Annotated in this window: 26 protein-coding genes; 14 read left to right on the forward strand and 12 right to left on the reverse strand. The window is 31.4% G+C overall.

The features are described 5' to 3' along the window. Nucleotides 1-3: 3 nt before the first annotated feature. The 14 genes from fliF to Q385_RS0105325 are packed head-to-tail and all read left to right on the forward strand — an operon-like array spanning nucleotide 4 to nucleotide 10,903. Nucleotides 4-1,605, forward strand: a complete 1,602-nt coding sequence (fliF, locus tag Q385_RS0105260) for a flagellar basal-body MS-ring/collar protein FliF (protein ID WP_028950660.1) — start codon at nucleotides 4-6, stop codon at nucleotides 1,603-1,605. Beyond that, complete coding sequence (locus Q385_RS0105265; protein WP_028950661.1) at nucleotides 1,605-2,276, forward strand: hypothetical protein; 672 nt, start codon at nucleotides 1,605-1,607, stop codon at nucleotides 2,274-2,276. Before fliF ends, Q385_RS0105265 begins: the two co-directional genes overlap by 1 nt. Continuing rightward, nucleotides 2,236-3,549: a FliI/YscN family ATPase gene (locus Q385_RS0105270; protein WP_028950662.1), complete on the forward strand. Its 1,314-nt coding sequence runs from the start codon at nucleotides 2,236-2,238 to the stop codon at nucleotides 3,547-3,549. Before Q385_RS0105265 ends, Q385_RS0105270 begins: the two co-directional genes overlap by 41 nt. After that, on the forward strand, nucleotides 3,546-4,205 hold the full coding sequence (locus Q385_RS0105275) for a flagellar hook assembly protein FlgD (protein WP_028950663.1): 660 nt from the start codon (nucleotides 3,546-3,548) through the stop codon (nucleotides 4,203-4,205). Before Q385_RS0105270 ends, Q385_RS0105275 begins: the two co-directional genes overlap by 4 nt. Before the next feature lie 13 nt (nucleotides 4,206-4,218). Continuing rightward, nucleotides 4,219-5,448: a flagellar hook protein FlgE gene (locus tag Q385_RS0105280; RefSeq protein ID WP_028950664.1), complete on the forward strand. Its 1,230-nt coding sequence runs from the start codon at nucleotides 4,219-4,221 to the stop codon at nucleotides 5,446-5,448. Nucleotides 5,449-5,461: 13 nt separating this feature from the next. Further along, nucleotides 5,462-5,971, forward strand: a complete 510-nt coding sequence (locus tag Q385_RS0105285) for a flagellar basal body-associated FliL family protein (protein WP_028950665.1) — start codon at nucleotides 5,462-5,464, stop codon at nucleotides 5,969-5,971. Nucleotides 5,972-5,974: 3 nt separating this feature from the next. After that, on the forward strand, nucleotides 5,975-6,226 hold the full coding sequence (locus tag Q385_RS0105290; protein WP_028950666.1) for a FliM/FliN family flagellar motor switch protein: 252 nt from the start codon (nucleotides 5,975-5,977) through the stop codon (nucleotides 6,224-6,226). Next, nucleotides 6,219-6,494 (forward strand): hypothetical protein, encoded by a 276-nt coding sequence (locus Q385_RS0105295; protein ID WP_028950667.1) that lies wholly within the window; start codon nucleotides 6,219-6,221, stop codon nucleotides 6,492-6,494. The genes Q385_RS0105290 and Q385_RS0105295 overlap by 8 nt, the downstream gene beginning before the upstream one ends. Beyond that, entirely contained in the window at nucleotides 6,487-7,206 is a 720-nt protein-coding gene (gene fliP / locus Q385_RS0105300; RefSeq protein WP_028950668.1) for a flagellar type III secretion system pore protein FliP, read from the forward strand. The genes Q385_RS0105295 and fliP overlap by 8 nt, the downstream gene beginning before the upstream one ends. A gap of 9 nt (nucleotides 7,207-7,215) precedes the next feature. After that, the gene (gene fliQ, locus Q385_RS0105305; RefSeq protein WP_028950669.1) at nucleotides 7,216-7,485 is read left to right on the forward strand and encodes a flagellar biosynthesis protein FliQ; all 270 of its coding nucleotides are present in this window, start codon (nucleotides 7,216-7,218) and stop codon (nucleotides 7,483-7,485) included. Then, the gene (gene fliR, locus Q385_RS0105310; RefSeq protein ID WP_028950670.1) at nucleotides 7,486-8,259 is read left to right on the forward strand and encodes a flagellar biosynthetic protein FliR; all 774 of its coding nucleotides are present in this window, start codon (nucleotides 7,486-7,488) and stop codon (nucleotides 8,257-8,259) included. Nucleotides 8,260-8,262: 3 nt separating this feature from the next. After that, nucleotides 8,263-9,321 carry a flagellar biosynthesis protein FlhB gene (gene flhB, locus Q385_RS0105315; protein WP_028950671.1) on the forward strand — a complete coding sequence of 353 codons (1,059 nt, stop codon included), beginning with the start codon at nucleotides 8,263-8,265 and terminating at the stop codon, nucleotides 9,319-9,321. A 27-nt stretch (nucleotides 9,322-9,348) separates the two neighbouring features. After that, a complete protein-coding gene (locus tag Q385_RS0105320) occupies nucleotides 9,349-10,725 on the forward strand; it encodes a hypothetical protein (RefSeq protein WP_028950672.1) in 1,377 nt (458 codons plus the stop codon). Continuing rightward, on the forward strand, nucleotides 10,712-10,903 hold the full coding sequence (locus Q385_RS0105325; RefSeq protein WP_028950673.1) for a hypothetical protein: 192 nt from the start codon (nucleotides 10,712-10,714) through the stop codon (nucleotides 10,901-10,903). Before Q385_RS0105320 ends, Q385_RS0105325 begins: the two co-directional genes overlap by 14 nt. Nucleotides 10,904-10,905: 2 nt before the next feature. Here Q385_RS0105325 and Q385_RS0105330 read toward each other — a convergent pair whose 3' ends face one another. Genes Q385_RS0105330 through Q385_RS0105385 form a run of 12 tightly spaced genes read right to left on the reverse strand, consistent with a single transcriptional unit; the run spans nucleotide 10,906 to nucleotide 20,697 of the window. After that, nucleotides 10,906-11,355, reverse strand: a complete 450-nt coding sequence (locus Q385_RS0105330) for a MotE family protein (protein ID WP_028950674.1) — start codon at nucleotides 11,353-11,355, stop codon at nucleotides 10,906-10,908. Beyond that, nucleotides 11,294-11,713, reverse strand: a complete 420-nt coding sequence (locus Q385_RS0105335) for a hypothetical protein (RefSeq protein ID WP_156925203.1) — start codon at nucleotides 11,711-11,713, stop codon at nucleotides 11,294-11,296. The genes Q385_RS0105330 and Q385_RS0105335 overlap by 62 nt, the downstream gene beginning before the upstream one ends. After that, the gene (locus tag Q385_RS0105340) at nucleotides 11,661-12,458 is read right to left on the reverse strand and encodes an OmpA/MotB family protein (protein WP_028950676.1); all 798 of its coding nucleotides are present in this window, start codon (nucleotides 12,456-12,458) and stop codon (nucleotides 11,661-11,663) included. Before Q385_RS0105340 ends, Q385_RS0105335 begins: the two co-directional genes overlap by 53 nt. Continuing rightward, a complete protein-coding gene (gene motA / locus Q385_RS0105345) occupies nucleotides 12,458-13,219 on the reverse strand; it encodes a flagellar motor stator protein MotA (protein ID WP_028950677.1) in 762 nt (253 codons plus the stop codon). The genes Q385_RS0105340 and motA overlap by 1 nt, the downstream gene beginning before the upstream one ends. A gap of 17 nt (nucleotides 13,220-13,236) precedes the next feature. After that, nucleotides 13,237-13,923 (reverse strand): ABC transporter ATP-binding protein, encoded by a 687-nt coding sequence (locus Q385_RS0105350; protein ID WP_028950678.1) that lies wholly within the window; start codon nucleotides 13,921-13,923, stop codon nucleotides 13,237-13,239. Beyond that, complete coding sequence (locus tag Q385_RS0105355; RefSeq protein WP_028950679.1) at nucleotides 13,923-15,173, reverse strand: ABC transporter permease; 1,251 nt, start codon at nucleotides 15,171-15,173, stop codon at nucleotides 13,923-13,925. The genes Q385_RS0105350 and Q385_RS0105355 overlap by 1 nt, the downstream gene beginning before the upstream one ends. Nucleotide 15,174: 1 nt before the next feature. After that, on the reverse strand, nucleotides 15,175-16,293 hold the full coding sequence (locus Q385_RS0105360) for an efflux RND transporter periplasmic adaptor subunit (protein WP_028950680.1): 1,119 nt from the start codon (nucleotides 16,291-16,293) through the stop codon (nucleotides 15,175-15,177). Further along, the gene (locus Q385_RS0105365) at nucleotides 16,286-17,587 is read right to left on the reverse strand and encodes an amidohydrolase (protein WP_028950681.1); all 1,302 of its coding nucleotides are present in this window, start codon (nucleotides 17,585-17,587) and stop codon (nucleotides 16,286-16,288) included. Before Q385_RS0105365 ends, Q385_RS0105360 begins: the two co-directional genes overlap by 8 nt. Beyond that, the gene (locus tag Q385_RS0105370) at nucleotides 17,580-17,909 is read right to left on the reverse strand and encodes a hypothetical protein (RefSeq protein ID WP_037919651.1); all 330 of its coding nucleotides are present in this window, start codon (nucleotides 17,907-17,909) and stop codon (nucleotides 17,580-17,582) included. Before Q385_RS0105370 ends, Q385_RS0105365 begins: the two co-directional genes overlap by 8 nt. A 2-nt stretch (nucleotides 17,910-17,911) precedes the next feature. Beyond that, the gene (locus tag Q385_RS0105375) at nucleotides 17,912-18,337 is read right to left on the reverse strand and encodes a hypothetical protein (RefSeq protein WP_028950683.1); all 426 of its coding nucleotides are present in this window, start codon (nucleotides 18,335-18,337) and stop codon (nucleotides 17,912-17,914) included. After that, nucleotides 18,338-19,399, reverse strand: a complete 1,062-nt coding sequence (gene ispG, locus Q385_RS0105380) for a flavodoxin-dependent (E)-4-hydroxy-3-methylbut-2-enyl-diphosphate synthase (RefSeq protein WP_028950684.1) — start codon at nucleotides 19,397-19,399, stop codon at nucleotides 18,338-18,340. Beyond that, nucleotides 19,396-20,697 (reverse strand): lytic transglycosylase domain-containing protein, encoded by a 1,302-nt coding sequence (locus Q385_RS0105385; RefSeq protein WP_028950685.1) that lies wholly within the window; start codon nucleotides 20,695-20,697, stop codon nucleotides 19,396-19,398. The genes ispG and Q385_RS0105385 overlap by 4 nt, the downstream gene beginning before the upstream one ends. Between the last annotated feature and the right edge of the window lie 11 nt (nucleotides 20,698-20,708).

Raw genomic sequence — 20,708 nt, forward strand, 5'->3', positions numbered from 1 at the left:
TCCTTGGCTATAGACATTAATCAGCTAAAGGAAAAGCTTATAGAATTTGTAAAGGACAAAAAAAATCTTAAATATATAGTATCAAGTCTTATAGGGCTTTTTTTAGCCGTTATTTTGTCTTTAATACTGTTTAAATCTTTTCATAAAGAAGATTACGCAGTTTTATACTCTGGTCTATCTCCTGATGATGCAGGAAATGTTCTTACAGCCCTATCACAAGAAAACATACCTTACAAGTTGGAAGGAAATGGAACAATTATAATGGTACCAAAAGATAAAGTCTACGATGCAAGGTTAAAACTTGCCGCAAAAGGACTACCTTCTGGAAAGGTTGTAGGGTTTGAGATATTTGAAGAACCAAAGCTTGGAACTACTCAATTTCAAGAAAACGTCAATTATATAAGAGCTGTTGAAGGAGAGCTTACAAGGACTATAAAACAGCTTGATGCTGTTATGGATGCCAAAGTAAACATATCTATGCCAAAAGATTCTTTATTTGTAAGAGAAGATGAAGAAGCAAAAGCATCAGTAATAATAAAACTCTGGCCAGATAAGGATTTAACAAAAGAACAGATAAAAGCTATCGTATTTTTAGTATCCCACGCCGTACCAAAACTAAAACCAGAAAACGTAACAGTTGTAGACAATAGAGGAAGAGTTTTATCAGACCTTATAGATGAAAATATAACAGAAGCCTCTGGAGATAAAACTGTAGAGTTAAAAAGAAAACTTGAAAAGCAGTTAGAGAAAGACATTCAATCAATGCTTGCAAAAGTAGTAGGACCAGAGAGGGTTGTTGTTAAAGCAAGCGTAGAACTTGAAACGGGAAAAATCAATCAAAAAGATGAGATATATGACCCTGACAAAGTTGCTGTAGTTAGTGAAAGAAAGATAAAAGAATCAGAAATAGAAGAAGCAAACACTATTAACGCCCCTCCAGGAACTCCTACAAACGTGCCACCAGTTATGAACACGCCTATTTTTGGTGGAGGTGGTAAGAAAAAAGAAAAAAGTGATATAACAACAAACTATGACGTTTCCAAATCTATGATAGAAACTCAAAAACCTCTATTTGCTATTAAGAAAGTAAGTGTTGGAGTTATGATAGATGGTAAGTATAAAGAAGTTAAAGATAAAGATGGAAATATAAAGTTAGAATTTGAACCAAGATCTCCACAGGAGCTTCAATCTTACGAAAATCTTATAAAAAGTGCAATAGGTTTTGACCCAAACAGAGGAGACAATGTTACTGTAATTAGCGTACCTTTCGAATCTTTAGAAACTCGAAAACAAGGAGAAGAAAAACCAAGTATTATACAGTATATAGTTGCAGGTTTATTGGGTTTAATCTTGCTTGGATTAATAGTATTCTTACTGCTTAAAATGAAAAAGAAAAAACAAGAGGCTATTATTACACCTTTATCTACAGGAGCAGCTCCTGCAGGTTTAGCCGCAGAACTTGCTAAAAGATACGAAGAAGAAAAAGGACTACAGCCAGAGTTTGAGAAAATACCTGAATACATAAAATTATTAGAGATTGCAGAAGAGAACCCTGTACTTATTGCTAATCTTATATCAAAGTGGTTAAAAGAAGAAGGTAAGTAATGTTAAATCTTACAGATTTTAGTAAGATAAATAAAAGTAATAATTTAGAAGATGATAAAAAATATCAGGAACTATTGATGGAAAACTCCATTTTAAAACATCAAATTAAAGAGCTTGAAAAAAAGTTAGAAGAAATAAAGCAGATATCCTTAATCGAAGGTTATGAAAAGGCAAAAGAAGAACTACTAAAAGAGTTAGAAATTGAAAAGCAAAAATATTTTAATCAATTAAAACAGGAGTTTGAAGAAAAAACAGCTCAAAAGTTACAGCTGTATAAAAAAACATTTGAAGATCTAAATTACAAATTAAATCAAGGTTTGAAAGAGATTTTAGATAAAATAAACGTAATTATTTCAGACTCTGTAGAAGAGATTTTAGATTTTTTATCTTTAAATTATCATAATCCTCAAACAATTAAAGACAGTATTGAGATGTTGATAGAAACTTTAAAATCTAATAATCTCGTAAGCATAAAAGTTGGAAAAAAAGAATTAGAAGAACTTTTAAAAAAAGCTTTACCAGACACACAGATAACACTTGATGAAACATTAAACCCTAACGATTTTAAATTAGAGTTTGAAATGGTAAAGGTAGAGAATAACGTAAAAGAAAAAATAGAACTGGTAAAAGATGAAATTAAAAGAGAGATTAAAAAGTTATCCGAAGTATAAGATAATAGGGAAAGTAAAGAAAATTAAAGGAAACACGATAGAAGCTGTAATGCCTGAAGTTAGTATAGGAGACGTATGCTTTATAAATGACAAAATAGAGTCTCAAGTAATTGGTTTTAACGATATGTATACCATATTGATGACATACGAAGATATTGAAGGAGTCAAAGTAGATAGCCCAGTTGTGCTAAGTTATACAAAAGGAAATATTTTAGTAGGGGATGACCTGCTTGGGTCTATTTTAGACCCTTTTGGAAAATCTCTCAATAAAGAAAGTATAAATTACTCAAATAGTTATTACCTAAAGTTAGAATCTATAAATCCTCTTAAAAGAGAAAGGATAAAAGAAGTTTTAGATGTTGGAGTAAAAATAATAAACAGTTTAATCACGATAGGAAAAGGCCAGAGAGTAGGGATACTATCACCAGCTGGAGTAGGAAAAAGTACCCTTCTTGGAATGATTGCAAGATACACAGATGCAGATGTAAACGTTATTGCACTTGTAGGTGAAAGAGGCAGAGAAGTAAAAGAGTTTATAGAAGATAACTTGGGAAAAGAAGGTTTAAAAAAGTCAGTGGTTGTCGTTGCAACATCTGATATGTCTCCATTAGCTAAAATAAGAGCTGTTTTAGTTTCTTTGACTATTGCACGGTATTTTTCTGACAAAGGTAAAAATGTCCTTTATCTTCTTGACTCGTTGACAAGAGTTGCTATGGCTCAAAGAGAAATAGGTCTTTCTGCTGGAGAGCCTCCAACTACAAAAGGTTATACACCATCAGTTTTTACTCTTATGCCTAAGATAATAGAACAAGCAGGAAATTTTAAAGGAAAAGGAAGTATAACAGGAATCTACACAGTATTAATAGAAGGTGAAGAAATATCTACAGACCCAGTGGCAGATGCAGCTATATCTTTCTTAGATGGACATATCGTTTTATCAAGACAGATAGCCAACAAAAGAATATATCCAGCTGTTGACATACTAAAAAGTATAAGCAGATTAATGCCACAGCTGGTAAATGACGAAATAATGAATTATCAAAGTATAATAATAAACTTAGAAAGCAAATACAGAGATATGGAAGATATGATTAACTTAGGACTTTATAAAGAAGGGTCTTCCAAAGAAATAGATATTGCAATAAAGATGCATCCAATAATAGAAGACTTTATTAAACAAAATATAAATGAAAAATTTGACTTTAATTCTTCTATTGAAAATTTAAAAAAAGTGATAGAATATTATCTAAAGATGGGAGGTGAGTTGAAATGATAGATACTTCTTTAACAAAATTTCCCGATGCAGCTCAAACAGGAAAACCCAAGATTGTAGATACAAATTATGATAACTCTAAAATGTCCAATTCGGACTTTTTAAAAGTTCTTCTAACAGACCTCCAATGGCAAGACCCATTGAACGCCAAAGATATATCAGATTTTCTTGATAATACTGTAAAACTAAGACAGATGGAATCCTTAGATGGTTTTCAAAAGCTAACCGATGCTTTATCTAAATTTACAAATAGTATTCTTACAGCTTCCTCTCTAATAGGTAAAAAAGTGAAGTATGAAGGTAATCAAACTTACGTAGAAAACGGTAAGTCTCAGATAGAGTTTAAGTTAGACTCTCCAGCATCTTTGGTAAAAGTCTCTATAATAGACCAAAATGGAAATGTAGTAGAAGAAAATACACTTAAAGATTTAAATGGTAATACTACATACCCTTATCAGATAAATAACAATAATCTATCAAACGGTTATTACAAAGTTATAATATCAGCAAAAGACTCTCAAGGTAAAGATGTGTCTTATACCTTATACTCAACAGGAATAGTTAACAGTGTTTATAAAGATGAAAACGGGTCTATATCTGCTAAAATAGCGAATAATCCAGTTTCATTAGATAAAATTTTAGAAATAAGTATGTAGGGAGGTAGATGCCATGCTTCAATCATTTTATACAGCTGTAAGTGGCTTAAACGGTAACCAAAGATGGATAGACGTAATATCTGATAACATTGCAAACGTTAACACTATAGGTTTTAAAACTGAAAGAGTTACATTTGAAGATTTAGTGGCAAAAAGTTTAACAACGTTTGCAAATAACACACCTAAAAACATGGAAATAGGCGGTGGTTCGTTTATTGCATTAACAACTAAGGATTTTTCACAAGGTTCATTCCAAAACACAACTAATCCGTTGGATTTAGCGTTAGATGGAGAAGGATTTTTTATGGTAAAAGATAATCAGGGAACTGTATACTATACAAGAGCTGGGCAGTTTAGATTAGATGCTAACGGTGATATTGTAAACGTAGATGGAATGAAGCTTCAGGGATGGAAGTTAGATACTGCTGGAAACATATCCGCTGCTTTAGACAAAATAAACGTTCCATACTCTGTACTACCATCTATTACCACAAAGATAAATCTTGTAGAACCTACAAACTTAGATTCAAGAGTGAATACAATCTCTGGAACAATAAATCCAACTAATCCTGCAACATTTAACTATGCAAACTCTATGACTATTTATGATTCATTAGGAAATCCTCATACTTTAACTTTCTATTTCCAAAAAAGTGCCGCTAATACTTGGAATGTGGCAGCTTACGTAGATAACAATACAACAACCCCTGTTGGAAGTGGTACATTACAGTTTGATTCAACAGGAAAACTAACTTCAGGTTCTCCTATTAATTTAACTATTAACTTATCAAACGGAGCTACTACTCCTCAAACTATTACTGTTGATTTTAGCCAAGTTAAACAGGTTGCTTCTGACTTTATCTTCTATGCAAATCAAGATGGATTTGCAAAAGGAGATTTAATTGGTGTGTCTGTATCAGAAGACGGTGTAGTTAGAGGAATGTATTCAAACGGTAAAGTAGAACTAATTGCAAGACTTGCAGTTGCAACTTTCAAAGATAAAGAGATGCTCGTTAGAAAAGGCAATAACTTATATCTTCCAAACACTCAATCTTTTACACCTATAATCACACCAGGAGGAATATTAAGTAAAGTTAGAAGTGGATTTTTAGAACTTTCTAACGTTGATATTTCAAGAGAATTTATAAACCTTATAACTGCACAGAGGGCATATCAAGCAAACGCAAGAGTTATCACTACCGACGATCAAATTCTACAAGAAGCAATGAACATTAAAAGATAACAAGAGGTAGTTAATGGCTGAAGAAAAAGAACAACAAGAGCAGCAACAAGAAGAAGGAAAAGGTGGGAAGAAAAAGTTAATAATTATACTTATACCAGTATTATTACTTATACTTGGAGGCGGTGGTTTTGCCGCTTACAAGTTTTTATTTGCTCCAAAAGGTGAAGAGAAACCAGCAGAAAAAGTAACAAAAGAAGTTAAAAACGTTGAAGAGCATGGAGTTGAGCTGGAAGTAGGCACTTTTGTCGCAAACTTAGCTGATAAAGACGCAGACAGATACATAAAAGTAACAATAGTAATGGAAGTACAAGATGAAAAAGTGAAAGAAGAGGCAACCAAAAGAATGCCTCAAATAAAAGACTCTATAAATACATTATTATTTACTAAAACATCAGAAGAGTTGAAATCTCCCGAAGGTATAGAAAGACTTAAAGAAGAAATAATAAGAAGAATAAATGCCATATTACCTACGGGTGGTGTTAAAGATGTTTACTTTACTGAGTTTATTATTCAGACGAGTTAGGAAATGATAGCTTTAGAAGATATTATTTTTTTTAGAGATGTAGAAGTACAGGTAAGAGTAGAAGTATCAACTATTAAAAAAACATTTGAATTTTTACTAAATATAAAAGAGGGGGATATAATCCCTCTTGAAAAAAATATAGAGGATTTTCTTGTATTACATGTGGAAAATGTACCATTTGCTATTGGAGAAATGACAAATATAAACGAAAAATTCGGAATAAGAATAGTAGACCTTATAAAAGAAGATGTTTGAACTTACAATTGTTGTAAAAGTAATTTTTTCACTGATTATAGTTATTCTCACTATGTACGGTTTATTATTTGTTGTAAAAAAATACTCTCCAATCGCTTCAGGATTTTCTAACGAAAATGATATAAAAGTAAGGGATCTAAAATTTATTGGAAAAGATAAAGGGCTTTTTACAGTAGAATTTAACAAAAAGGTTATTTTATTTTCTTTCAGTCAGACAAGTGTTGAAAAAATTGACGAAATGGAGTTAGAAAAAAAAGAAAATGAGTAAATATTTATTTGTCTTACTTTCTTTATTTATAGTCTTTGATTTTAGTCAAGCCGACTTACTTACAGAAACTCTGCAAAATTTTAACAGATTAGATACCTCTTTAAAAATTCTACTTCTTATAACAATACTTAGTATAGCTCCTGCTATACTTATAAGTATGACATCGTTTGTCAGGATAGTTATAGTTTTGTCCTTACTAAGACATGCGTTGGGTATTCCTACAGCTCCTCCAAATCAAGTTATAGTTGGTCTTGCATTATTTTTAACTTTTTTTATAATGAAACCAGTCTTTGATAAAATAAGTGAGGTAAGCCTTACACCCTACCTTAAGAAACAGATATCTGACGTTCAAGCTATTGAAAACGCAAAACAACCTTTAAAAGAGTTTATGTTAAAAAACACAAGAAAAGAAGATTTAAAACTCTTTTTAGACATATCAAAAGAAAAACCTCAAAAACCTGAAGATGTAAGTATGACTACGCTTATTCCTTCATTTATGATAAGTGAAATAAAAACAGCTTTTGAAATAGTTTTTATTATTTATCTTCCGTTTTTAGTTATAGACTTTGTAGTTGCCAGTATACTTATGTCTATGGGTATGATGATGATACCTCCAATGTTTATCTCTCTTCCTTTTAAACTTATGCTTTTTGTCCTTGCCGATGGCTGGGAATTACTTACAAAAGCTTTAATACAAAGCTATAAATTTTAGGGAAGTAAAATGAATATAGATTTAGCAGTAAACTTGGCTATGGAGATGTTTAAAATAACGTTGCTTGTAAGCACGCCCGTTATTCTTCTTATTTTTATAGTTGGGCTGGTTATCAGTATATTTCAGGCTGCTACTCAAATAAATGAAATGACTATTACATTTGTTCCTAAAATCGTTGCAGCTATAATAGGATTGATGATTTTTGGTTCGTGGATGACTACAAAGTTAGTAGATTATACCCGTCATGTTTTAGAAATGATAGTTCAGATATTAAAGTAGATGGTTTTAATAACACCTGACCAAGCTATAGCAGTAGCTCTTGTATTTTCAAGAATAATAGCTTTTTTTTCTACTTTTCCTTTAATATCCTCTGCTATAATTCCCCATAATGTTAAAGTTTTATTAGTTGTGTCTTTTGCCTTTTTTACTATGCTGGAGTTTAGCATTCAAGTTAAAGTAAATCAGATAGAGCTTATAACGTTTCTTATTTTAATTGTTAAAGAGTTTTTTATCGGCTTATCTTTAGGGCTTATCGTTAACATACTGGTTTCTGCATTTTCTTATGCAGGAGAAATAATCGGATTTTTAATGGGTTTAACCGTTATGAATATATACAATCCTGCCTTTGGTCAAACATCTGTTTTATCTGGATTTTTTGTTTTTTTATTTTATTTCCTATTTTTTGTTTCAGGTGCTTATCAGATACTTATAGGTTCTTTATTTAAAAGTTTTGAAATTTTACCGATAAGCCAAACTTCCATAAATCAAGGCATATTTCCATATGTAATAGAAAAATCTGGAGATATTTTTTTACTCTCATTTCAGATGGCTTTTCCTTTTATCCTTGTTTTGCTTATTTTTAACGTTGTTTTAGCGCTTATAAATAGACTTATACCTCAAATAAACGTATTTTTTATAGGTCTTCCTGCTCAGATTTGGATAGGCTTTATAATTCTTATGTTTTCAAGTATTTTACTTGTCAAAGTAGGATTAAACTTTGTTGATAAAATGGTAGAATATTATACAGAAGGATTAAAAATACTCAGCAGGTAATCTATGGCAAAAGACCCTCGCAAGACAGAAAAGGCAACGCCTAAACGAAGGCAAAAAGCGAGAGAAGAAGGTCAAGTCTTAAAAAGTACGGACGTTGCTATTGCTTTATCGTTGTTTGTCGTTTTTTTAGTGATGGTTTTTTATATTCCATTTATATACAAACATCTTTTAAGCTATTTTAAGTACACATTTTCAAATCCTCTTTATCTAATTCCAGAAGAAAACGGTAATAACTTTATATGGTTTACTTTTAAAGTTTCAGCCCTGTTAATACTACCTTTTGTTTTCATACTTTTTATCGTTGGAATTATATCTAACGTAGCACAGTTTGGATTTTTATTTACATTAAAACCGCTAACTCCAAACCTCAGTAAAATAAATCCAATATCAGGTTTGCAAAGACTTTTTTCACTTTCTACATTGTTTGAGCTTGTAAAAAGCATTTTAAAACTATCCTTAGCATTGTTTGTATCATACTTTATAGTTAGCTATTTACTTGATGGTTTTTTGGTCTATATGACTGCAACTATAAACTCTCAAGTTTACATACTTGCAAAAACAATAATTATACTAATAATGGCATTTGCGTTTTTATCTATACCAATTGCAATAGCTGACTTTTTTTATCGTAGATACGAATATGAAGAAAATCTAAAGATGACTAAGGACGAAGTAAAGGAAGAAAGAAAATCCTACGAAGGAAACCCGCTTATAAAAAGAGAAATTAGAAAAAGGATGAGACAGTTAGCTTTAAAAAGAATGATTGCAGAAGTCCCAAAAGCAGATGTTGTTATAACAAACCCTGTTCACTACGCCGTAGCTTTAAAGTATGAAAAAGGAAAGATGAGAGCTCCACAGGTTGTGGCAAAAGGACAAGATTTAATAGCTCAAAAGATAAAGGAAGTTGCTAAAGAACACAACGTAAAAATCGTAGAAGACCCGCCTTTGGCTAGAGCTTTATACTCTTCCTGTGAAGTTGGAGATTATATTCCAGAAGATTTTTACGAAGCAGTTGCAAAAATCCTTGCAGTTATTTACAAACAAAAAGCCAAAATGATATAATTTTAATAATCTGAGTTGGAGGGTAAAATGGTTTTTTTTAGGATTATTTTTGTAATGGCTTTGTTGATTATAAATATTTCAAAATCTCAGGTATTGGTAAAACCTGGTGAAATAACATATTTAGAAGTTAAGTATAACGATACTTTAGTGGCAGGAGAACCTAAAACTATAGAGTTTAAAGCAACAGACGCTTTTGGAAACCCTTCTAATAACTTAGGATTGGTAGATAAAATAAAGGTAATATCAAACGGTTTAATTCTTGATAAATCTGAAATATATCCAACAGAGATAAAAAGCGGAATATTTACATTAAAGGTAAACGGTAAAAAAGCAGGGGATTACTCTATCCAATTCCTATTAAATGAAAAACCAATTATTATAAAAGTACAACCTACAAACGCTCTAACTCCAACTCTAAGATTTAAAGTAATAAACAACAAAGCAGATTTTGTAATCATAACTTCACCTGATACATTTTTACCAGGATATCCATATACAGTAAAAGTTTCTTTTTACGATAAAGAAGGAAATCCTGTAATAACAAAATATCATTTAAATCAATCATTTACTATAACTGCTAATGGAACATCAAAAGAAGTTAACATCAATGATTTTATAGGGGAAACTTATGAGTATCAAATAATACCTTATCTAACAAAGGAGTTTAGTATAGAGGTTATAGACAAATATATAGACAAAAAAGTAGCTTCTAAAATCATCCAACCTGAAAAACAAGAGATAAGCAAAATAGATATAGAAATGCCTTTAGAGTTGGAAGTAGGAAAACCATTTAAGATAAAATTAAAAGCTTACGATACAAAAGGAAGGTTAATAAAAGTTTACGATAAAATAGGTAAAGATGTAATACTTAAAACATCTGGAACTGGAGATTTAATACCAAATAAAGTTCCAAAGGAAGCTTTCTCTGATGGAGTTGCTGAAGTAGATGTTATATATACAAAAAGTGAAACTATATCTATATACCCTGAATTAGAAGGGTCTTCAAAACCAATCCAAACTGAAAAACCACAGAAGGAGATAAAACAAGAAACAAAACAAGAGAAAAAACAAGAAATCAAAGAAACTCCAAAGAATAAAGAAAAAACATCAGTAAAATTAAAATTTCCCCCTGAAATTGGTACTATCGGTAGATTGGTAGAATTATCTTCAACAGAAAATGGAACTTCATTAAAAATAATTTTTTCTAAAAGAGACCTTGATTATGAAGTGAAAAAGTATGAAAAAGATATAACTATTAAGAATAAAATCATAGGTAAAATTGTATTCTTTGAAGAACCTGACCACAATGTAAGATTAGATATAATGGTTGATACTAAGAAATATTACATAAAATACCAGCTTTTACCTAAAAACTCTGTAGAGGTTGAAATTGAGGAAAAGTAAATTTTTGATAGGTTTTTTAACAATTGCTGTGTTATTTTACACTTCATACGGGAAAGAGAAAAAAGTAAAAAAACAGGAAATTGTTGTTCCTGTTGAAAAGAAAATAAATGAAAAAGAATTTTCTAAATTAAACTTTAAGAAGAAACAGAAAAAAGAAGTACAAGTAGAGGTTAAATAATTTTAAGGGTTTTGCCTTTTTAAACCTGAAAGTATCTTTACAATTTTGTTAACCATAACAGGATCTGTGTTGTTTAAAATCGCAGCTGCTTTCTTTTCGTTCATATTGTAGAGTATATAAGCTGCATCTTCTGCTGACTCCATTTTAGAAAACTTTTCTCCTGCAAGTTCTGGATCCATTTTTTCAAATATCTTGGCTAATTTTTTATACCTCTCTTCATTAATCTTCTTTCGAGACTCTTCAATCTGTTTTTTAAGATTTTCTAAATCTTCCTTTTCTTTTTTAATTTGGTTTAGTAATGCTTGATTTTTTTCATACATTTCTTTTATTTCGTTCCTAACTTTTATAAGTTTATCTAACTCTGTTTTTATCTCTTTTTCTTGAGAGTAGCTAACTGTTATAGTTGCTAAAATTCCTATTGTAAATATCTGAATTTTTGATACTTTCTTCAAATTGAGCTTTTACCTCCATTTGTAGTTGTTTCTTATACATGTACTTCTCTAACGCTTTTTTATATGCATTTTTTTCTTTTATACTATCAATAATTTTAGTCTCTTCCTCGTATAGGTCTTTTAACTGATTTTGTATCTCTTCTAACTTTTTTTGTAAAAAGTTTATGTAGTTAATCTTTATTTTTAGGTCAGCTATACTTTCCACTATTGTAGATATTTCTGTATTATGAAGCTGATTAAGTAAATTTTCTTTATACATGTTTTTTTCAAAGATATTCTTTCTAGTTTCTAAAAGTTTATAAGTATCATTGTTTATTTGATTTTCCAACAGCTTCAAGATTCGGTCTAACTTCTTCATTTATCTCTACCTTTTCTGTTTTTATTTTTTCTTTATACTCATCTTCTTTGTCTGTTCCTGTGATAAGGTTTATCTCTATCCTTCTGTTCATTGACCTTCCTATTTCAGAAGTGTTAGGTGCTATTGGTTTTGTGTCTGCATACCCTACTGCTGTAAACATTGAAGGAGGAAGGTTTTTAGACTGTATTAAGAATCTTACAACAGAAGCTGCTCTTGCAGCAGATAACTCCCAGTTAGACGGATACATACAGCTCCCAGAAGGAGGGATATTGTCTGTATGTCCTTCAACTTCAACAGGTAAGTTGGCTTCTTTTATAACTTCAGCAATAGAAGATAAAAGTTCTTGATACTCTTTTTTTATTTCTACACTACAAGGGTTAAAAAGTATGTAATCTAATATTCTTATTCTAACTCCCATAGGTATTACTTCTACTTGAACTTTTCCTTCAAGGTTTAGCTTTTTTATTATCTGTTCTACCTTTTCTTTTATCTTTTTCTTTGTATCTTCTCTTTTTTGTTTTACACCTACACCTTCTATAATAGATGGTGGTGCAGAAGTTGATATAGGTTTAAAACTAAATGCAGCTGATATTGCCTCTACAAACGATGCAAGTTTCTTTTTATCTATGGTTGAAATTGCAAAAAGTGCTATAAATAAAGCAAGAAGTAGGCTTAAAAAGTCTGCATAGGGAACAGCCCATCTCTCTCCAGCTCCATGTTCTTCGTGTTTCTTTTTTTTAGCCATTACTTACCTTGTTCTTCGGATTTTCCAGTATATATTAAAAGTTGTTCTCTAAGCATTTTAGGGTTTTTAGATAAAGCTATTCCAATTATTCCTTCTAATATCATTTCTCTAGTTTTTACTATGTCTTTCGATTTTGCCTTCATTTTATGACCAAAAGGTCCAAATAGAAGGTAAGAAGATACAATACCTGTAACAGTTGCAGTAAAAGCTCCTGCAATACCTTCTGCCATTTCTACAGGGTTTTCAAGTCTTTTTAGAGCGAGTATCAGTCCCATAACAGCTCCGACAAGACCAAAAACAGGTGTAGTTTCTCCTGCAGTTATCCAATACTTTGCAGCTCCTTCATAATACTCTTCTATCTCTGCGATTTCAAGCTCCATCCTTTCCCTGATTACTTCTGGCTCTAATCCGTCAACTAACATCTGAAGTCCTTTTCTGAAAAATGGGTCATCTATATTTCCTATCTCAGCTTCTATTGATAAGATTCCTTCTTTTCTTGCTTTTTCTGCTATTTTTATTATCTGATCTAAAGTTTCTTCTGGATTAAGTTGTGGATTTCCAAAAACTATTTTAAGTTCTTTATATGCAGCTGCTACATACTTTTGTTTTGTTGCAACTGCAGCAGCTGAAAGAGTTGTAGGTACAACGATTATGATAGATGATATGTGTATAAGCCCTGCAGGATTTCCACCTTCTAAGATATCTCCGACAGCAAATAATACTAATGCTGCAATTATACCACCAATCGTTGTTATATCCACGGCTTATCTCCGTTTTTTCATTTTATTATATCAGATTTTAATAGAATTTCTTCTACAATTTGACCATCTTTCATCTTAACTATTCTGTCAGTTTTTTCTGCTAAATCAATTTCGTGAGTAACCATCACAATAGTTTTTCCTTCTTGGTTTATCTGTTTAAATATTTCCATTACTTTTTCGGTATTTTTTGAGTCTAGATTACCTGTTGGCTCATCTGCGATTAAAATGTCTGGGTCGTTAGATAATGCTCTTGCAATAGATACTCTCTGCTGTTCTCCACCTGATATTTGATAAGGCTTTCTATTTTCTTTTCCTTTTAAGCCTAATTTTTCAAGTAAAATGTTAGCTTTTTCTCTTGCAACATTTTTATTTACCTTTGCCTTTAACATAGGAACCATAACATTTTCTTCTAAAGTAAGCTCATTTATAAGGTAGTGAAATTGAAAAACAAAGCCAAACTTTTTATTTCTAAGTGTTGCCAATTTGTTTTTATCTTTAAAAGAAATTACTTGGTTTTCTACAATTACTTCTCCTTTTGTAGGACTATCTAAAAGTCCAAGTATGTAAAGTAGCGTACTTTTCCCAGACCCTGATGGTCCTATTATACTTAAAAACTCTCCTTTATTTACAGAAAGGTTTATGTTTTTTAATATCTTTTCTTGACCTATTACTTTTTCTATGTTTTTAACTGATAGAATCTCCATCAACCACTCCTGAATATATCAACAGGATTTAGTTTTGATGCTTTGTAAGAAGGATAAAAAGATGCTAAAACAGAAAAAGTTAAAGAAAAGAAAAAGCCATAGATAAAATAAACAACACTTCTGTCTAATATAAAACCTTTTGCCCTAACTAACCCTTCTACTTCTATTTTAATAGAAGACAACCACTCTTGGATGCTGTAGCCTAAAACACTACCGATAAAATAACCAAAAAGTCCAACTATAAATCCTTGATAAACGAAAATTTTTATAATATCTTTCTCTTCGTACCCTACAGCTTTTAAAATTGCTATATCTTTTTTCTTTTCCATAACTGTCATCATTATTATGTTAAATATTCCAAAAGCAGAAACAACCAATATTGCAAAAACTATCATATAGGTTATGTAATTTTGTATTTTAAAAAGTTGAAGGAAGTTTTTGTATGCGTACTGCCAACTTTCTGTATAATAACCAGTTTCGATGTGTATTTTCTTTGCAAGTCTTTCAGCCATGTTTACGTCTTTTATTTTAAATATAAGCTCGTTAACTTCGTTGGGTTTTTCTAATATAGCCTGAGCCGTTCTTAAATTTATATAAACTCTTGTTTGGTCTAAGCTTGTTATACCTGACTCAAAAAAATCAACTACTTTAAATATTTGACGATTGCCGTTAGGGGTTGTAAGTATAACTTTTTTTCTAATTTCGTTAACACCTAAGTCCTTTGCAAGAAGTTTACCAAGTATAACACCGTTTCTGTCTGAAAGTAAGTCATCTGATCTTTTATTTGTTATAAACTTGTCTATTACAGAAGCTTTTCTCTCTAAGATAGGGTCTATTCCTATTAAACTGCCAGCTTTTTCTATAGTTCCGTATCTTACTATCACTTGACTTGTAAGGTGGGGGGCTACGCCTAATATATTACTATCTGAGCTGTACTTTTCTATTATGTGTTTGTAGTCTGTTATTTTGTCTTTTTCTTCTTTAGGTTTGTAGCCGTAAACTTTTGCGATGGTATCTTTACCAAAGAAAAGTTTTACTATTTCTTGGGGGTTGTTATCTGGTTTTACTTTTAAGGTAATATGGGCGTTTAGGTCTATTGCTTGTTCTATAAAGTACTTTTGAAAACCGTTCATTAAAGATGCCATAACTATAAAGGCTGCAACTCCTATAGAAACGCCCATTATTGATACAAAGGTCTGTCTTTTTCTTTCAAACATAAGTTTTATCGATAGAAAAATTACATGATACATTTTATTTTCCGATAACCAGCGTATCGCCTTCTTTCAATCCACTTAAAACTTTTACATATCCGTTATAATCTTCACTTTCTGTCTGTATGGCTACTTCTTTTACTTTACTTCCTTGAAGAATTTTAACTTTACCTTCTGAAATAAACTCTTTTGGTATGAAAATACCTTCTTCTTTTGATAGAATTATGTTTCCTTCTACTGTCATATTTACAACAATTGGTAGGTCATAATTAACATCTGCTTTAACTTTAACAGTCCTTGAGTTTCTGTCTGATTGGAGATCTATAGTTTTTATCTTTCCTGTAAAAACTTTGTCTGGGTATGAGTCTAACTTAATTAAAACTTCCATACTTTCCTTTATTTTTGGAATGTACTCTTCATCAACAAGTAAAACTGTTTCTATTTTGTTTGGATTTCCTATAGAGACTATCTGGTTAGATTGAGTCATAGAGTTTACGTAATCTCCCACGTTTAAAAATTTTCTTAAAACTTTACCATCAGTAGGAGATTTTACTATGTACTTATCAAGCTCTTTTTCGAGTGAGCTTTTTTTTGCAGATAGACTTTTTAGCTGAAAGTTAAGGTCTTGAATGGTGTCTTTATAAAATTCAACCTGTTTTTTATAGTCTTTCTCTGCAACTTCTAAGTTTTTTGAAACTTCATCAAACTGTTCTTTTGATATAAGACCTTTTTCAAAGAGAGCTTTTCTTCTTTCGTAAATTTTTTTTGCATTTTCGTAAACCTGTTTTTTTATCTCTATCTGAGCTTGGTTCTCTTTTTGAAAAGCTGAGTTTTCTAAAAGTTTTTCTTTTATAGAAGATATTTGATAGTCTATGTCTTTTATGTTTTCAAAGATGGTTTGGTTTGATATTTTAGCTATCGGCTGACCTTTTTTTACAGTATCTCCTTCTTTTACATAAAGTTTTTCAACATACCCTGATACTTCTGACTTTACTACCACTAAATCTGATGTATCTATGTACCCAGATGCATAGATAGATTTAACTACTTGTCTTTTTTCTACTTTATAGGTTTGATAGCTATTATTTTTCTTATAAAAAAACAAACCTGTTAGTAATAAAGCTAATACAATGCCGAGGATTACTAGTTTTTTAACCATTTATTATTTTTTCTCTCCATTTTTTAGCTATGTATAATACTTTATCTTTTTCTACTGTTTGAACTACTTTATTTTTCATTACAACCTTTCCGTTTATTATTACAGTGTTAACATCTAAACCTTTACCAGAGTAGATTATTTGAGTGTATGGGTCAAAAAGAGGTTGTAAGTGAGGCTGATTTACATCTATAACAATAATATCTGCATCTTTTCCTACTTCTATACTTCCAATTCTATCTTCCATTAGTATTGCTTTTGCTGCTTGTCTTGTAATCATTGCTAAAACTTGTTTTGCAGGTAAGACTGTAGGATTGAGATTATAACCTTTATGAAGTTTTGCAGCTGTAGATGCTTCTCCTATCAAGTCTAAATCATCGTTTGAAGCTGTTCCATCTGTTCCAAGGGATACAACTATCTCCTTTTCTAACATTTTAGGAACTGGTGCTATTCCTGATGCAAGTTTTAGATTACTTTCTGGACAGTGGGCTATCTTTACTTTCTTTTCTGATAGAATTTCTATCTCTTCTTCTGTAGGGTGAACCATATGGGCAGCTAAGACTCTTTCGTTTAAAACACCTATACTATTTAGATGTTTAACTGGTGTGTTTCCATATCTGTTTTTTATATCTTCTACTTCATTAATAGTCTCTGAGACGTGAATGTGATATAAAACGTTGTAATCTAAAGCAACTTCCATAGCTTTTGTTAGAGTGTTTGGACTACAAGTGTAAGGTGCGTGAGGTCCAATGGCAGGAAATACATTATTATCATTTCTGTATTGTATTATAAAATCTTTTGTTTTTTGTATTCCTTCTTCTGGAGTTTTTGCTGCTGGTGTTGGAAAGTCAAGTATCCCCGTTGTTAAAACAGCTTTCATACCTGCTTCTTTCACAGACTGGGCAACTGCATCTTCATAAAAATACATATCTACAAAACAAGTTATTCCGTTTCTAATCATCTCATAACAAGCCAAATCTGTCCCATCTTTTACAAACTCATAACTGACGTACTTTCCTTCTACTGGCCATATGTACTGCTCAAGCCACACTTTTAAAGGATTATCACTTCCGTATCCTCTAAGTAATGTCATAGCTGCGTGGGTATGGGTGTTTATCAATCCCGGTAAAACAACGTTAGAATTTAGGTCTATTACTTCTTTAGCTTCAAACTCTGACTTTCCTTCTCCTACTTCTGCAATTTTTCCATCTTTTATGACTATATAGCCATTTTTATACTCTGTAAAGTTTTCATCCATCGTTAAAATGTAGCAGTTTTTTAAAACCAAATCAAACATTCTCTTCCTCCTGAATAAACTCTTTTAAAAATTCGTAAAGTTCTTGGCTTGGTTGTAAATCAACATAGTAAGTTCCATCTTCGTGCTCTATTCTTAATGTTTTTCCATCATCTTTAAAAAAGATGTTTGTAAGTCCTTTTGAAAAGTACCACTCAAGCTCTTGGGTTAGCGATTTCATATAAAGGGTAAATCCTCCCGGTCTTTTTGCTACTTTTGTTAGGACAACGGGAGCTTTGTTAACCCAATCTTCTTCTTCCCACTCAAAAGTGTTAACATCTGTTGCTATACCTTTTAAATTAAACTCCTTCTCTATCCAGCTCATCCTCACTCCTCTACAAATTTTCTTACAGAGCTCTTTCCGTGTTTTACCTTAGTGTTTTTAAAATCTTTTACCACTTCTTTTAATATTTTCTTTTTTCTTTCCTTTTCATATTGGTTTGAAAATTTTATCTCAAATAATTTTAAAACATTTTCAATCTCTTCTTTGCTTGAGAGTGTGTAATCCTTTATTGTTTTTAAAAATTCTCTCGCTTTTTTATGGCTAAGTATTAGATAAACTCTTCTTTTATTTTTTCTTAAACTTCCTCCAAAGAGCTCCTTTACAGGTTCAAGTGCTTCTTGAGTTTTTGATTTTATTGTTATGTGAAGGTAAACTGATGTTTTAGACCTTGGGTCTTTTCTAAAAGAAATTTTTCCTCCACAGTCAAACAAACCAGCTACGTAATATAATATTTTTTCCTTTCCCTCCATTTACTTTGTGTCCATATTAGATATTTCTTTTAGAAGCTCATCTACCATCTCTTTTTCTGAAACTTTTCTTATTGGCTGACCGTTTTTAAAAAGTATTGCTGATTTATAACCACAGGCAAGCCCTATGTCAGCTTCTTTTGCTTCTCCTATTGCATTTACAACACAACCCATTATAGCAACTTTAAGAGGTTTATCTATACCAGAGAGTTTTTCTTCAACTTGTTTTACTACTTCAGGAAGATTAACTTCTATTCTTCCACATGTAGGACAGGAGACTATTTCAATACCTTTTCTTCTAAGCCCAAGTGATTGGAGTATTTGGTATGCAACTTTTACCTCTTCTTCTGGGTCGGCAGTTAAAGATACTCTTACAGTATCTCCAATCCCTAAGTAAAATAAGATTCCAAGACCTACAGCTGATTTTACAGAACCTCTGTCTTTTGGTCCTGCCTCTGTAATACCAACGTGAAGTGGAATATCTGTTTTTTCTGCAAAGATTTTATTTGCCTCTACATTTTGAAGAACGTCAGAACCTTTTATTGAGACTTTAAAGTTTGTAAATCCAACCTTTTCAAAAAATTCTGACCAATAAAGGGCACTTTCTGCTAAAGCTTCAGCAGATGGATAACCATATTTGTCTAACAGCCTTTTTTCTAATGAACCAGAGTTAACTCCAAGTCTTACGGCGATATTTCTTTTTTTACATTCTTGTAAAATCTCTTTTATCTTTTCTTCATCGTTTATGTTTCCTGGATTAAGTCTTATTCCGTGTATTCCACTTTCTAAAGATAGCATTGCTATTCTTGGGGAAAAGTGTATGTCTCCTATTACAGGAATAGGTGAGTTTTTGACTATCTCAGGAAGTGCTAAAGCATCTTCTTCTCTGGGGACTGCAACTCTTATTATCTCACATCCAGCTTTTGCTAATCTATGTATCTGATTTAAAGTAGCTTCTATGTCGTGGGTTTTTGTGTCAGTCATTGATTGGACGACTATAGGAGCTCCATCTCCTATTTTAACGTTTCCCACGAATACTGGTCTTGTTTTTCTTCTTTTAATCAAGGTATTATCAACTCCATTCCTACGGAAATTGTGTTATCTTCTAAATTATTCAATCTTTTTATCGTTTCAACATCTGTTCCATATCTTTTTGCAATACTGTAAAGAGTATCTCCAGGTCTAACAGTGTACTTTTTAATTTTATAACTTGCTTTTACAATTTCAGGTTTATCTTTATCTAACTCTAAAAGAGTAATAATGTTTTCTTGTTTATTTTCAGGTACGACTTTAGGATTTTCTTTTGGCTTTCTACTGGTAGCATAAATTCTTGGTGGTGGAGATGTTATAAATCTTCTATCAAAGCTTGCTGTATCTATTTTAGGTATATTTACGTTTATTCCTTCAAAGGCAGTATCTGTCTTTAAATGGGCGTTATAAAATTTAAGTATATCATAATCTATATTTTTTTCTTTAGCTAAATCTAAAAGGTTAATCTCTCTATCAGCTGTAAAGTTTATAACGTCGTAAACGTTAAACTTTGTATCTAAACCGTACTTTTCAGGGTTGTTTGCAATAAGAAGTATAGCGAAAAATCTTGGTACGTACTCCTTTGTTTCGTTAGGAAGGTAATCTTTTATATCTTTAAAAGTAATACCGTTATAAGCTTCAAGTCTCTTTGCGACACATTTTTCTCCACAGTTATACCCTGCAATAGCGAGCTCCCAGCTTCCAAACATACTATAAAGAGATTTGAGATATTTTGCAGCTGCTACTGTAGATTTATAAGGGTCTCTTCTTTCATCTACAAACTCATCAATTCTAAGTCCAAATCTTTTTGCCGTAGATGGTATAAACTGCCATATTCCTGCTGCGTTAGAGGGAGAAGTAGCATAAGGATTAAAACCACTTTCAACAACTGCAAGGTAAGCCATCTCTGGTGGAAGTCCTTCTTGTATAAATATACTTTTAACCATAGGTAAAAAGTAGTTTGCTCGCTTTAAAGCATTTTCTGTAAAGGATTTCTTAGTAGTTGTAAAGTAATTTATAAAGTACTCTACATCTTCATCGTTTGGAATCTCTATACCAAGTATTTTAGCTTCTTGAGTTATATAGTTTTTATCACTTTCACTAAGTCCATACTTAACAGCTTCTATTATTGCTTTTGAATCAGAATAGTTAGTTTTATCTTCAATTGTAGGACTAATATTCTGTTTTACTTTAGGTGTATCAGAGGCTTTAGCTACAGAATAATTTTTTTTATAAGGTAATTTAGTAGTTGTTTTTACCTCTCTAACTTGGACTGAACAGGAAGTTAAAATAAAACTCATTAATAATAAATATGCTAATAATCTTAATTTCATAATCTATCCAA

Source organism: Sulfurihydrogenibium subterraneum DSM 15120, from assembly GCF_000619805.1.
Lineage (GTDB): Bacteria > Aquificota > Aquificia > Aquificales > Hydrogenothermaceae > Sulfurihydrogenibium > Sulfurihydrogenibium subterraneum.